The organism is Pseudomonas sp. NPDC087342 (assembly GCF_044744265.1).
Taxonomy (GTDB): Bacteria; Pseudomonadota; Gammaproteobacteria; order Pseudomonadales; family Pseudomonadaceae; genus Aquipseudomonas; species Aquipseudomonas nunensis.
In genome coordinates this window covers 94,645-108,622 of the sequence record NZ_JBIUXZ010000003.1, presented here as the reverse complement: position 1 = coordinate 108,622, position 13,978 = coordinate 94,645, and the positions used below count along the sequence as shown (strand labels likewise).

The following is a 13,978-nucleotide window of genomic DNA, read 5'->3' as shown; positions in this document are numbered from 1 at the left end:
TGTTTACCTTGAAGCTAAAACCACTATTTATTATGGGTTTTGTAGCCTAGGAAATTTCAGAAGCTAAATTTGCCCGGCAGAAGTCGAACTGCGTGAGCCTTGGAAGCTTCGCCTTAGCTGTAATGACAGAATATTAATGCAGTTTATTCTCTGCGTGATCCTGCGACATTCTGCCGCACAATTAGCACGGACCGTGACGTTTGGTTACTAATGGTTGGGGTGCGACAGAACGTCTCATCTAAAAGTGTTTTGGCTCTAAAGCATTTCTGGGATGAAGCTGAAGAATCGAGTTTTTGCGGCGGGATTTCGATGCTGATAATAACGCTATCACGACGGCGATCAGCTTCAAGCTCGTGGAGCTGTGCTGTTTCGAGAATTACGTTCAGTTTGACGGATTGTTCACGGATGAGGCATCTGCGCCCAAGGCTTTAGAAACGTTCGACAGATCTGCCTAGCTTTAGCAGGAGTCGGCAAACCGCCCGAAGTGTTGGCGAAATAAGCGATCGTTAAAATCAAAGGTGCAGGCCTATTCCAACTTGTAAAGATAGGCCATCAGCTTGGCTTTGTTAGCATCATTAAGGCGGTGAAAGCGCTCGAGCAGATCCGCTTCGTCGTGGTGATAGGCATAAAAATAAGCTGCAGGAAGATCAAGTTCGGTAGCGACGCGTTCGATCAGTTCGGGGGCGGGAACGCGTTTACCCAGCTCATAGCGATTCATCCTCGTGCTAGCCGACGCAGGCTCAAGGCCAATCCGTATCCCCAACTCTTCTTGAGATAGCCCCGCGGATAATCGCGCGTGCTTGAGCCGTATGCAAAGCGTACTGGTGGTCATGACGTCTTCTAGTGAATCAGTGGCGCCATGGTGCAATTTGCTTCTAGTCGAAATGCTACCGTTTTGGTAGTTTTGGCCGGCGATGGCAAAAGAGTGGCTTGGAAGCGCTCAAGTCGCCGCTAACTTGAAGAGCAAGGTAGGGATATTTTTAATGATTATTAAGCAAAAAATGATGCTTGGGCGCCGTGTGCTTGCATTCGTGGTGCCTGTCGGCGGTCTGTTATTAGCCGCCTGCGGCAGCGGCAGTGAAACGCCCAAAGCCAGCAATTCGACGGCGAAACAGGTTTCAGAAAGCGATGCTTCGAGTAATGCAAAGGCAGCTGACAAAGCGCTGCTGCAACAACTGGAGCAGGAAAATGCTCCACGTATGGTGACGTTTTCGGACCCGGGTAGGGCAGAGCCAAATGCCTACCTCGACGCAAAACAACCGATGACCGCTTTTAATTTGTACAACGCCAAACGCGATTGGGCTGAAACCCCTGAAGACATTGCTGACGCCATGGCTGATGCGTTCAACCTTCGTAAAGCGAACCCCGAGCTATATCGTTTGGCTTCCCAAAGGCAGTCCGAAGGCGATGCTTTTAAGAAGAAGGATTTGACCGCTGCGTTGGGCATATTGGTAGCGGAAGAGGCTGCCAAGGTGAAGTCCAACGATCTAGTAAAGCTGAGTTCTGATGACTGGACGCCGATTTCACTAAGCAATTACGACCCACAAGCGAAAGGTTTTCGAATAGATAATTGCTTATTTTCGGACAAGCTGGACTACTCCGATGAAGAGAAGCGCAACGCGACCACCATGGCAAGGGCACCTAAGCTCCGCTGCTATTTGAATCCTGGTCCGACGAGTTACTACATCGGCTTTCAGGGAGGTTCTGATCTACTCCTTGAGGTTTCAGACGAATCACTTGCTCGCCAGATTGAATCCTCTCGAGAAAAGCTAGGCATCGATATCTACGGGTACGTTAAGTCAGTTGAACGTGAGCGATTTGCGGGTGAATTTGGTCCTCAACGATTCGTACTGATAAGTCCTCAGCGCATTGATCTAAAAGACGGTGTGACCGGAAAAACAATCTACTCGAAAAATATTTAATAACTCTTAAGGATTTCTTCGAAGGTGGTTGAAATATGGCACTTATAATTTTAGATGGTGTAATTCAGGAAATCGGTTTCGGTTCAATCGTCGATGGCCAGCGAGTCATTTCGTTCGTGAAATTAAACGGCGTTCGAACGAGAGATATCGTGTGTGATGACTATATGCGTTCGTTTTTGGTGGTAGGCAAAAAAGTGAAGCTTGCTTTAGTTCGGCGTCTGCTAGGCATGAGCATTTTATATTCCGTTAAACTCGAAGACGGAGAAGTTTTTTACAAAGATAAAGGCCTGCCGGTCGTCATGGTGTTCATGCTTGGGGTAGGCTTCTCACTTTTGCTAAGTCCCATATTCATGATGATAATCCATGCCACCCATTCGATCTTGGTCTCCTTACTGATCCTCGTGGGCGCGGGAATGGGGATGGCGTATGTGGTCATGCGGGATCATTTCAAGGCGCGTAAGGTTTTCCAGGTTTGATCTCGCAATAGACTGGTTTTCTAGGATTTCCAATCAGGCTTTTGCGGTGGTGAGATTGTCTTTACCTAGTGCGGTCCTCAGATTTCTCGCGCGCTCGTTGTTTCGATGCCGGCGATTACGCTTGAGAGCCTTTAGGATACTTAGCAGACGTCGCGTCAATTTCTAGGGTATCGCACGCAGGTAATCCTGAGTTCAGGGGCAGGGGAGGGCAAGTCTAAGTGCGCCGGAGGGAGATGCTCATAGGTTGGCTCAAACTTCCCGACGGCGTCGGCTATTGATCGGAAGCAGTCAAATGATGGTTACGTAATTGCTGAACCTACTCAGGATATTATTAGTATTCAGTGAAAGATCAGCGACTGGTGTGCCGCGCCGCCCGTGCGAGCGCCGTCCCCCACTGCGATGTCGACATTGCCTGCGGCTATTGCCGCATCGCCGCAGGCAAACTCACCAGTTACACTTGTTTCGAGCAACGCATCGACTTTGACGAACTGACCCGTCGGCCCGTCTTCAAACGCGCAACCCAGTTGCGCTGCCAATGGGCTGGCCATGCGTGTGCGAGGCTGAGTGAACAGTCCTGTCAGTTTGATCACACGACCGGTAGCAAGTGTCACATCAGCTAATTCCTCGCAAACCGACACGAAGGGTTCGTGCTCTACCGCAACCCACGCTTGGCGAGCAGTGCAAATTGGTCGCCATCCGGCTCGAATACCTCGTTCAAAAACAACGTTGTTGGTCCCCAGTCGAGCAACATCACCGCTAGTGCGGTTGGGTGATCGCCTAAGGCTTTGGTTATGCAGTGCCCGCAGGGTAGGCGAGATTCTATCGACGTGTGCATTGCTGCTGGCGTTGGCTTCTGGCTGGCTCACCTTGCCAAGCGCAAGGTAGCCCTCGCGCATTCTAAGGGTCGAGCTGGTGAATCCGCGCTTACCTTTTAGTCGCCTACGAGAACGGTAAGCGTATTGGCGGGCAGGTGAAGCTAAATAATCTCCTCGGACACCACCGCGCCCGAACCGTTGAGTTGACTGACGAACGACTCCGCGTCCCCTAGCAGTTCTGGCAGATACAGTCCCGACGGATGAGTTGAACGGCCATCGAGGCCCAGCACGGAAGCTAGCGTCAGGACCACACATAGACCTGTCACTCAACGTCAGCGCCTACCCAGCGCGCGTGGTTCTGCCGATAATTCCTCATTAAATACTTTGCTACATGAGGCGCGCCCTGGAAAAACCCAGGGCTTATAACCCTTCGTGCAAGGTGATAGGGTCAGTACCCGAACAAGTATGTCTAATCCCGATGAAGCCAAATACGCAAGAGGTGCGGTAGAGGACGTGCCATATCCAACAGAGGATGTGCATCAGCTGAACAACGCCGTCGATCCACTTGATTGATTATTCAGCCACGGTTTGCAAAGGCTATGTAAGCAGTACCGTTTTGCGTAGAAACGGCGTCTGCCGAATTGCCGGATTCTTACTGATCCGCCGTTTTATTCTCCATTAGCAATCCGGAAGCCAATGCCAGGAAGCTTTCGGCTACATCCTCAGACGCCGTTTGCGGATCCTGGGCATTGGCAATCCACAAGGACGCGCCGAGCAGGGCACCCATGATCAGGCGTGCCGTCGCTTCGGTGTTGACCGCACGGATCGTGCCTTCATCGATCAGCTTCTGGATGCTGCGCTGAGTGCTGCGAATACAGGCATTCTGGCTTGGCCATTGCGACGGGTCGCCCAGCACAGAAGGGCCGTCGAGGAACACAATGCGCTGGATTTCGGGCTCCAGAGACATCTTGATGTAAGCGATCGACTCATCGATAAAGCCGTCCCAGGCCGTGCTCGCCTCCGCAATGATGACCGACAGTCGCGCCATCATCTCTTCATCGATCTGGGCGATGACCGCCTGTAGCAATCCCTTCTTGTCACCAAAGTGATGGTACAACGCGCCACGGGTCAGCCCCGCTTTGGCAGTCAGATCATCCATCGAACTGTCCGCATAGCCCTTCGCAGCGAATGCGTCCCGCGCCGCCTTGATCAGCTTGCCGCGGGTCTCGGTAATCATGTCTGCACGCTTCTGCGCCATCAATCCTGTTCCTATCAAAAAAATAACATTCGCGGCGTATGTGAGTTGACATACGCCGTGTATGTCGTATTGTGGCTGACATACGAGGCGTATGCAATGTGTCTGGGCAGTGTACTGCACAGGTTCTGAAACGCCGTCATTCAGCACAGGATACCGAGCAATGCGTGAGCAGCGCGACTCCGATATTTCACGCCTCAGTGCCAGTCAGGGCAACAAAACCATCGGCCTGATCGTCAACCCTGTCGCCGGCATGGGCGGGCGTGTCGGCTTGAAGGGTACCGATGGTGCTGAAGTCTTGCAGGAAGCGATACGCCGCGGCGCGCGACCGGTCTCAAGCGAGCGGGCCACGCTTGCGCTCAAGCGTCTGGCAGCCTCGGCCACGCCATTTCGATTGATAACCGGAGCAGGGGAGCTGGGCGAAGACATCGCTCGCGCCGCCGGACTTGACCCTGTCGTTGTGTACCGACCATCACCTGGATCGAGCCGGCCCGAAGACACGCGAAAGGCTGCCGTCGTCATGGCAGACGCCTGCGTCGATCTGCTGCTGTTCGCCGGCGGCGATGGGACCGCGCGTGACGTGCTGGAAATGGTCAGCGATCGAGTACCCATCCTTGGCATCCCGACGGGTGTGAAAATGTATTCCGCCGTCTTCGCTACCAATCCGCAGAACGCCGGAAGCCTTGCGGCACGCGTTATGGCTGGCGACTCCAAAGTGCGCTTTCGTGAGGCCGAGGTCATGGACATTGATGAGGCTGCCATGCGCAGCGATCAGGTGTCGGCGCGTCTATATGGCTACGCACTCAGTCCGCACGAGCGTCATATGGTGCAAAACGCCAAGGCCGGTTCCGTCCCCAATGAAAACCTGGCGCTCGACGCCGTGGCCCGACAGGTCGTCCACCAGATGCAAGCTGGCTGGCTTTACCTGCTGGGGCCCGGCACCACCACACGGCGGGTAATGACTGAACTCGGCCTGCCGTCGACCCTGCTGGGCGTCGACGCAGTCATGGACGGCGCGCTGGTTGGAGCCGACCTCAACGAGCAAGCGTTGATCCGCCTTATGGAAGGCCATGCGAACCGGATCATCGTCGGTGTACTTGGCGGCCATGGCAGCTTGTTCGGACGCGGCAATCAGCAGATCAGCGCCGAGGTGATCCGCCGCACCGGGCGCGAAAATATCATCGTGATCACTTCGATGGACAAGCTCATTTCCCTCGACGCCGGCTGCCTGCGCGTCGACACCGGTAACGTCGAAGTCGACGCCATGCTCAGCGGCCATATTCGCGTGCACACAGGACCCGACCGGTCCGTCTTTTTCAGGGTTCGATCCTGATCATTTGTTCCATCCGAAAAACGAGGATAACCCCATGAGTACTCATGTCGCCCACCCCTACATGGCGAACTCTGTTCCCGCACTCAAGCAGGAGATGCTCGACTCGATCGGCGTCGACAGCATCGAGGAGCTGTTCCAGCAAATTCCCGAGGGCCATCGCCTGCAACGTCCGATCAACCTGCCGCCGGCACTGAACGAAAGCGAATTGCGTCGACACCTGGTAAGTACCCTGTCGAAGAACAAAACGTGTGAGCAGAACCTCAACTTTCTGGGCGCCGGCTGCTGGCAGCATCACGTTCCGGCGGCGTGCGACGAGGTTGTGCGCCGCAATGAGTGGCTGACGTCGGTGTTCGGCGAGCCAAGCTCCGACCATGGCCGCAACCAGGCTTGGTTCGAGTTCTGCAGCCAGCTCGGCGAGCTGCTTAACATGGACCTGGTGGGCCTGCCGGTGCGCAGCTGGGGCTGCGCTGCGGGCCACGCCATTCGTATGGCCACGCGCATCACCGGGCGTAACGAGGTGGCGGTGGTCCGTGCCATTGACCCGGAACGGCTTTCGATCATTCGCAACTACTGCGAACCGGTCGACATGCCGAGCCACATTGTTGTACGCCTCGTCGACTATGATCCGGCAACCGGCTTGCTCGATCTTGATCACCTTCGCGCCTCGATCGGCGAGCAAACGGCTGCCGTCTATTTCGAAACCCCGTCCTACTTCGGGGTGATCGAACAACAAGGCGCCGAAATTGCCGCCATTGCCCATGTGGCGGGTGCCGAAGTGATTGTCGGTGTGGACCCTATTTCGCTGGGCGTCCTGGCTGCACCGATCGATTTCGGAGCGGACATCGTGGTGGGTACCACGCAGCCGCTCGGCGTGCATATGAATTGCGGTGGCGGCGTCAGCGGTTTCATCGCGACGCGCGACGAAGAACTTTACGCCCACCAGTACCCAACGCTGTTCATCAGCATCGGCGAGACCACCAAGCCTGGTGAATATGGTTTTGGCCTGAGCCTGTTCGAGCAATCTTCATACGGCTTGCGTGACAAGGGAAACGATTGGACTGGGCACTCGGTGTACATGTGGGCCATCGCCAATGCCGTTTACATGGCAATGATGGGGCCCCAAGGCTTTGAAGACGTGGGCAATGTCATCCTGCAGCGGGCTCACTACGCCACGAAGCTGCTGGCTGACATTCCAGGCGTGCGCGTGACGTTTCCAAGGGGTTTCTTCAAGGAATTCGTGGTGAATTTCGACGCGACCGGACTCAGTGTGAAGGACATCAACAAGCGGCTTCTCGCCCTCGGAATCTTCGGCGGCAAAGACCTGACACAGGACTTCCCGGAGCTGGGCGCCAGCGCCCTCTACTGCGTCACCGAGATTCACACCCAGGCCGATCTCCAGCGTCTGACGGCTGCACTCAAAAAGGTAATCGCATAATGAACATTACACTCAAGGAATACCACGCTCCCGTCTGGAGCGAACCGGTCATTCTGGAGATGGGCTACCCCGGCCGTCGCGGAGTGATCTTTTCTGACGTGGAAGCCGAGGTGCAAGCCGCTGTTGGCAATGCCGACGGTTTGATTCCCGCGAACATGCGCCGCACGCGCAAACCGGCGTTGCCGGAAATGTCCGAGCCCGAGGTGCTGTACCACTACCTGCGTTTGTCGCAACAGACCTTGGGCATGATGAACATCAGTCTGTTCGGCACCTGTACCATGAAGTACAACGCCCAGATCAACGAGGCGATGGCCTGGCGCCCGGAAATCACTCATGTGCATCCGTATCAGGACGAAGACACCCTGCAAGGTGCGCTGGAAGTGGTGCATGGCATGGACACGATCCTGCGCGAGTTGTCCGGGATGGATCAGTTCATCTTCCAGGCGGGCGGCGGTGCCGACGCGGCCTACACCAACTGTGCCGTGACCCGCGCCTACCATGCGTCCCGTGGTGAACTGGCTCAGCGCGACGAGATCATCACCACCATCCAGACTCACCCCAGCAGTGCCGCAACGGCCGCGGCAGCGGGGTTCAAAGTCATCACACTGATGCTCGATGAGAACGGCTATCCGTCGCTCGAATCCCTCAAAGCCGCCGTGTCTAATCGCACCGCAGCGCTGATGGTGAACAACCCCGATGACATGGGCGTCTACAACCCGGAAATCCGCGAGTGGGTGCGGGTGGTGCACGAGGCGGGTGGTCTGTGCTTCTACGACCACGCTAACTTCAACGGCGCGATGACCAAAATCCGTGCCCGAGAACTCGGTTTCGATGCGTGCATGTTCATGTTGCACAAGACGTTTGGCGCACCGAAAAGCGGGGTCGGCGGCCCGGCGGTGGGTGCCTATGGTTGTTCGGCGGAACTCGCGCCGTTCCTGCCGGCGCCGGTGGTGGCGTTCGACGGTGAGCGCTACAGCCTTGATTACGATCGTCCGCAGAGCGCCGGCAAGATCCGTGAATTCTGGGGCAACGTTCCCGTCATCCTCAAGGCCTACGCTTGGTCGCGCGCCATGGGCGCGGAAGGCATGGCCGAAGCGTCCGATATCTCGGTTCTGGCCAACAACTACATGGAAAAAGGTTTGCTGGCGATACGCGGCGTAACCCGTTCACACCCCGAGGCCACAAGTCCGCGGATGGAGATGACGCGCTACAGCCTTGAGCAACTCAAGGAAGACACCGGGGTCGACGTCCACGACGTGCAGAATCGCATGAGCGATTTCGGCATTGATCCGATGTGGAGCAGCCATCACCCGTGGTTGGTGCCGGAGCCTTTCACGCCCGAGGCGGGCGAGATGTATGGCAAGGAGGCGCTGGATACCTGGATCGCCGTGCTCGCGCACATTTCCGACGAGGCCTACTCGAACCCGGAGATCGTAAAGACGTCGCCGCATAACCAGGCGATCCACCGGTTGAAGGCCGCACCACTGGAAGACCCGCTACGCTGGGCGATGACCTGGCGCTCGTACCTGCGCAAAAACAACAAGCAGACTGCCTGAGCCGTTGCAGCGTCCCCGTCGATGAGGCGGGGCGTTATCGAAACCTGATCAGAGCTAACAATCAGCCATCGGAGGTTGCCAGCATCGCTACACGGCTGGCGACTTCCCCACAGGAAAAACGTCATGTCGATTTTCGAAACGGGCCTGGCGCCCTCGTCAGTCAACCATATTGCCCTCTCGCCGCTGAGCTTCATCGAGCGTACGGCCTCTGTCTACGGTCAGTATCCGGCGGTGATCCACGGTGCTGTACGGCGCAACTGGCAACAAACTTATGAACGCTGCCGACGCCTGGCCAGCGCACTCAGTGGGCGAGGCATCGGCAAGGGCGATACGGTGGCGGTCATGCTGCCTAACATCCCGGCGATGCTCGAGGCGCACTTCGGTGTGCCGATGATCGGCGCGGTTCTCAATACCCTGAATATACGCCTGGATGCGCAGGCCATTGCCTTCATGCTGGAGCACGGCGAGGCCAAGGTGTTGATCACCGACCGTGAGTTCCACGCGGTGATCCGTGAGGCCTTGAGCGGACTTTCCAATCCGCCGCTGGTGGTGGATGTGAACGATCCGGAGTACGGCGAAGGCAGTGCCGTCAGCGCGCTGGACTACGAAGCGTTCCTCGCTGAGGGCGACCCGCAGTTCGCTTGGCAATGGCCCGAGGACGAGTGGCAAGCTATTTCCCTCAACTACACCTCCGGCACTACCGGTAACCCCAAGGGCGTGATTTATCACCACCGTGGTGCCTATCTCAATTCCCTGGGTAATCAGATGACCTGGGCCATGGGCAACCACCCGGTGTACCTCTGGACGTTGCCGATGTTCCACTGCAATGGCTGGTGCTATCCGTGGACCGTCACCGCGTTGGCCGGGACTCATGTGTTCCTGCGTCGGGTCGACCCGCAAAAAATTCTCACACTGATTCACGAGCACCAGGTCAGCCATTTGTGTGGTGCGCCGATTGTACTCAATGCGCTGGTCAACCTGCCGGACTCGGCCAAGACCGCCATCGATCATCCGGTCAATGCCATGGTGGCGGGCGCGGCGCCACCGGCCAAGGTCATTGGTGCGGTCGAGCAAATGGGCATCAAGATCACGCACGTCTATGGCCTGACCGAGGTTTACGGCCCGGTGACGGTTTGCGCCTGGCATGCGCACTGGGATGAACAGCCGCTGAACGAGCGCGCGAAGATCAAGTCACGCCAGGGCGTACGCTACCCGACCCTCGAAGGGCTGATGGTCGCCGATCCGCAAACCCTGGAACCCGTGCCTTGCGACGGCACCAGCATGGGTGAGATTTTCATGCGCGGTAATACGGTAATGAAGGGCTATTTGAAAAACGCCGAAGCTACAGCCGAAGCCTTCAAGGGCGGCTGGTTCCATACCGGCGACCTGGCGGTTCGGCACCCCGACGGCTATGTCGAAATCAAGGATCGCCTCAAGGACATCATCATCTCGGGCGGCGAGAACATTTCCACCATCGAAGTCGAAGACGTCCTCTATCGCCACCCGGCGGTATTGGAAGCGGCAGTGGTTGCACGCCCGGATGACAAATGGGGCGAAACACCCTGCGCGTTTATCACGCTTAAAGTCGGGCATGAGGACACGCAAGAGGCTGACGTCATTCAGTTCTGCCGGGAGCATCTGGCGGGTTTTAAGCTGCCCAAAACCGTGGTGTTCGGCGAGCTGCCGAAAACCTCGACGGGCAAGATCCAGAAGTATTTGCTGCGCGATTCGGCCAAGGCACTCTGAAAAGAGCGCCCCTTGGAAACACCTGCGTGGATCGTATGTTGCCCATTGCCGAGATCGGCCCACGCCGGTATGGCAACGGAGCAGGGCTGGGGACGTGCCGGCTCGGCTCTCAGGGTTCCCCCGAGTGTCCGGAACATCCCGCTATCGTTCAGCCGCAATCAGGTGATACTGCTTGTGGACCTTGTCGTGGTCGGGCGGGGAAGGTCGGTAATTCGCAGGGTTCATTGGACTGCGTAGCGTCACCCGCGTCGGTGTCCTCTTGTATCAAGGTATCGCAGGCAAAAAAATCTGCGGGGCGGCACTTCTCGATAGAAGCACCGTTAATATGAAAGGCATACGTTCTGAAAAAAGGCATCTCTGGTCTCCGGGGTAATCCTAATGGCGGGTTGATGTACAGCGGCTGGCTGAGGGCATCTTTCTGCGGTTCACTGGCACCCCAATACAGCCACGTCCAACCGTCACCCTTGCGCTGGAAGATCCCGGTCGCAACATATCGGACGACCGTTGGCTTTTCATTTTCAATCGTGTGTCCGTCGATGCGGATCTGTGCCCAAGCAATGTCCCCGCGCATCCAGGACACCACGAGCCGTGATTCCCAGCGGATGTTCAAAGTGGTCACCCAGGTCACTCCATTCTGTACTGCCTCGGCCCCCATGAAGTTCTCGTCCAGGCCGGAACCGGCGATCGCAACGTCAGGATCGGCGAAGCACTTGGACGTCCGATCCTCGAGTAAAAAAGCCCTGCAGAATTTTCGTAATAAACGCATTGAGAGATTCCCGAGTTGCCGTGTCGGTGATCATGGATGGCGAATGGTATTCGGCGAGGCGTTCGATCATAGAAACTCCTGATTACTTGTGCGTTATTGGGGAGTCTTCGGCTGATGGTGATGTGTCTGTGCGTAGCTTTTGGGACTTCATACGCTGCGTATGTATTATGTTGCTTTGCATACGCTGCGTATGTCAAGTTGCGTGCCGTATGTTTCCTTAAGTCCCAAACGAGGAAGGCGGAGAACTGGTGTAAGCATTTGGAATTGGCGAGAAACACAACTGAGTCCTCTCCGCCGCGGCGGCTAGCGGTGCTGTCGGCCTGAATTGGCTAGTATTTTGGCCACTTAGCACGGTAGCTGTGGTGTTGGGCGCTCCCAGGCCCTAGTGATGTTCCGCAGAACTTGTTGCGAGCAATCACTCAGCAAACAACTGTCGGCGCTGCGCGCCGACAGTGCATCTGCGCGTTTTGCACATTCGGGGCCGATTATTGCCTGAAACCAGGATTGAAAACGAACGATGCCTTACAGTTGGATTCAGCCAATAGTCAGCAAGAACGCCAGATACTTCTGTTGCGGTGCCGCAGTATTTTTACGCTTTCTTTACAGTAGGCATTTCCGTCCACAACGATACTGGCCGCGTTTTTTATAGTGTCCATGCGCTTGGCGTCTTCAAGGGCCGTGGAAAAATTTATGCCCAAGGATGGCGTGAAATTACTCCCTGCTAATTGAGAGAAGCGCCCCTTGAGTGAGACATCCATTCCAAACGAAAACTCTCCATCCAAAACGTCCGGAGTGGGCTTGCTCGTTGCTGCTGTCGGAGTGGTTTACGGTGATATTGGTACTAGCCCCCTCTACACGCTGAAAGAGGTGTTTTCCGGTCACTACGGCGTTCAGGTAAATCATGACGGCGTTCTGGGCATTTTGTCGTTGATCTTCTGGTCATTGATCTGGGTAGTCTCGATCAAATACGTTCTGTTTATCCTGCGCGCAGATAATCAAGGTGAAGGCGGCATCATGGCGTTGACGGCGTTAGCCCGCCGCGCAGCCAATCCCTATCCGCACATGAGCAAGGTGTTGGTTCTGCTCGGCCTGTTTGGTGCGGCACTTTTCTACGGTGATAGCATGATCACCCCTGCTATTTCTGTACTCTCTGCAGTCGAAGGATTACAGCTGGCATTTGACGGAATAGAACACTGGGTGGTTCCTTTGTCGGTGATCGTGCTGGTGGCGCTTTTCTTGATACAGAAACATGGCACGGCTCGAATCGGTATTCTGTTCGGCCCCGTCATGGTGCTGTGGTTTGTGGTGTTAGGCGCGCTCGGCATCCACGGTATTTTGCAGCGCCCCGAGGTGCTACAAGCGCTCAATCCGTTTTGGGCAATTCAGTTTTTTGCGGCTCATCCGGGATTGGGCGTGGCAATTCTCGGTGCCGTCGTGTTGGCACTAACCGGCGCAGAAGCTCTATACGCCGACATGGGCCATTTTGGTCGCAAACCGATTTCACGGGCCTGGTTCATGCTGGTTTTGCCCGGGCTTGTGCTCAATTATTTCGGCCAAGGCGCCTTAATTCTGGAATCGCCTGAGGCTGTACGTAATCCGTTTTACCTGCTTGCGCCCGAGTGGGCTTTGTTGCCGATGGTTGCACTCTCCACCTTGGCAACCATCATCGCCTCGCAAGCAGTGATCTCAGGTGCATTTTCTCTGACGCGCCAAGCCATACAGTTAGGGTATGTCCCGCGTATGTTTATCCAGCATACGTCGAGCCAGGAACAGGGGCAGATCTACATCGGCACAGTAAATTGGTCGCTGATGGTTGGTGTCGTGCTGCTTGTGATCGGGTTCGAGTCGTCCAGTGCATTGGCCGCTGCGTACGGGGTCGCTGTGACGGGTACGATGTTGATCACCACCATCTTGTCTTCAGCCGTTGTGCTGCTGCTTTGGAAAACGCCACGCTGGTTGGCCATCCCCATGTTGATTGGATTTCTGCTGGTTGACGGTCTGTATTTCGCGGCAAACGCACCGAAGATTTTTCAGGGCGGTGCTTTCCCGGTCATTGCCGGCATTGGCCTGTTCATCTTGATGACTACATGGAAGCGGGGGCGAAAAATCATCGTCGAGCGGCTGGACGAGACCGCACTGCCGCTGCCGTTGTTTATCAACAGCATAGGTTCGCAGCCGCCACATCGTGTGCAAGGTACCGCGGTGTTTTTGACGGCCAGGGCCGACGCTGTTCCTCATGCACTCTTACACAACTTGCTACATAACCAAGTTTTGCACGAACAGGTGGTATTGCTCACCGTAGTGTCCGTGGGCAGTCCTCGGGTGAGGGCTGATCGGCGTTTTGAGGTTGAAGCTTATGGCGAAGGCTTTTTCCGGGTCAGCTTGCACTTCGGTTTCATGGAGGAGCCCGACGTACCCATGGCCTTAAGTCTTTGTCATTTAAATGAGCTGGATTTCAGCCCAATGCGCACGACCTATTTCCTCAGCAGGGAAACGGTGATTCCAACCAAGCGCATTGGGATGGCTCGCTGGCGGGAAAGCCTCTTCGCTTTTCTGCTGAAGAACGCCAACAGCAACTTGAAGTATTTCAAATTGCCGCTGAACCGGGTGATTGAACTGGGTACTCAGGTGGAAATGTAAAAACAAGCCCACCTCTTCAGCCTTTTTACTAAGA

General features: G+C 55.9%; 11 protein-coding genes and 1 pseudogene. 7 read left to right on the top strand and 5 right to left on the bottom strand.

What is annotated here, in order from left to right; genetic code table 11:
• Nucleotides 1-526 precede the first annotated feature (526 nt).
• Nucleotides 527-832, bottom strand: coding sequence for a helix-turn-helix domain-containing protein (locus ACIOYV_RS10865; RefSeq protein ID WP_401323562.1), 306 nt, complete (start codon nt 830-832; stop codon nt 527-529).
• 151 nt (nt 833-983) lie between these two features.
• On the opposite strand from ACIOYV_RS10865, the gene ACIOYV_RS10860 reads away from it, so the two are divergent.
• Together ACIOYV_RS10860 and ACIOYV_RS10855 are read left to right on the top strand one after the other, a co-directional pair.
• Nucleotides 984-1,922 carry a hypothetical protein gene (locus ACIOYV_RS10860; protein ID WP_401323561.1) on the top strand — a complete coding sequence of 313 codons (939 nt, stop codon included), beginning with the start codon at nt 984-986 and terminating at the stop codon, nt 1,920-1,922.
• Nucleotides 1,923-1,957: 35 nt separating this feature from the next.
• Nucleotides 1,958-2,398 (top strand): hypothetical protein, encoded by a 441-nt coding sequence (locus ACIOYV_RS10855; RefSeq protein WP_401323559.1) that lies wholly within the window; start codon nt 1,958-1,960, stop codon nt 2,396-2,398.
• A gap of 338 nt (nt 2,399-2,736) precedes the next feature.
• Here ACIOYV_RS10855 and ACIOYV_RS10850 read toward each other — a convergent pair.
• From ACIOYV_RS10850 to ACIOYV_RS10840, 3 genes and pseudogenes are all read right to left on the bottom strand, one after another.
• Nucleotides 2,737-3,018, bottom strand: a pseudogene (locus ACIOYV_RS10850) (thioredoxin reductase); the annotation flags it as partial.
• Between the two features lie 356 nt (nt 3,019-3,374).
• Entirely contained in the window at nt 3,375-3,524 is a 150-nt protein-coding gene (locus ACIOYV_RS10845; protein WP_401323558.1) for a hypothetical protein, read from the bottom strand.
• A gap of 341 nt (nt 3,525-3,865) precedes the next feature.
• Nucleotides 3,866-4,471 (bottom strand): TetR/AcrR family transcriptional regulator, encoded by a 606-nt coding sequence (locus ACIOYV_RS10840; RefSeq protein WP_401323556.1) that lies wholly within the window; start codon nt 4,469-4,471, stop codon nt 3,866-3,868.
• 160 nt (nt 4,472-4,631) lie between these two features.
• On the opposite strand from ACIOYV_RS10840, the gene ACIOYV_RS10835 reads away from it, so the two are divergent.
• The 4 genes from ACIOYV_RS10835 (at nt 4,632) to ACIOYV_RS10820 (ending at nt 10,538) form a co-directional block, all read left to right on the top strand.
• Complete coding sequence (locus ACIOYV_RS10835; RefSeq protein ID WP_401323554.1) at nt 4,632-5,801, top strand: ATP-NAD kinase family protein; 1,170 nt, start codon at nt 4,632-4,634, stop codon at nt 5,799-5,801.
• A 34-nt stretch (nt 5,802-5,835) separates the two neighbouring features.
• The gene (gene gcvPA, locus ACIOYV_RS10830) at nt 5,836-7,236 is read left to right on the top strand and encodes an aminomethyl-transferring glycine dehydrogenase subunit GcvPA (protein ID WP_401323552.1); all 1,401 of its coding nucleotides are present in this window, start codon (nt 5,836-5,838) and stop codon (nt 7,234-7,236) included.
• Nucleotides 7,236-8,792, top strand: coding sequence for an aminomethyl-transferring glycine dehydrogenase subunit GcvPB (gene gcvPB / locus ACIOYV_RS10825; RefSeq protein ID WP_401323550.1), 1,557 nt, complete (start codon nt 7,236-7,238; stop codon nt 8,790-8,792). The genes gcvPA and gcvPB overlap by 1 nt, the downstream gene beginning before the upstream one ends.
• Nucleotides 8,793-8,915: 123 nt before the next feature.
• A complete protein-coding gene (locus ACIOYV_RS10820; RefSeq protein ID WP_401323548.1) occupies nt 8,916-10,538 on the top strand; it encodes an acyl-CoA synthetase in 1,623 nt (540 codons plus the stop codon).
• A 148-nt stretch (nt 10,539-10,686) separates the two neighbouring features.
• Here ACIOYV_RS10820 and ACIOYV_RS10815 read toward each other — a convergent pair whose 3' ends face one another.
• Nucleotides 10,687-11,304 carry a nuclear transport factor 2 family protein gene (locus ACIOYV_RS10815; protein ID WP_401323547.1) on the bottom strand — a complete coding sequence of 206 codons (618 nt, stop codon included), beginning with the start codon at nt 11,302-11,304 and terminating at the stop codon, nt 10,687-10,689.
• Between the two features lie 741 nt (nt 11,305-12,045).
• Here ACIOYV_RS10815 and ACIOYV_RS10810 point away from each other — a divergent pair.
• Nucleotides 12,046-13,944 (top strand): potassium transporter Kup, encoded by a 1,899-nt coding sequence (locus tag ACIOYV_RS10810; protein WP_401323545.1) that lies wholly within the window; start codon nt 12,046-12,048, stop codon nt 13,942-13,944.
• The last annotated feature ends 34 nt before the right edge of the window (nt 13,945-13,978 follow it).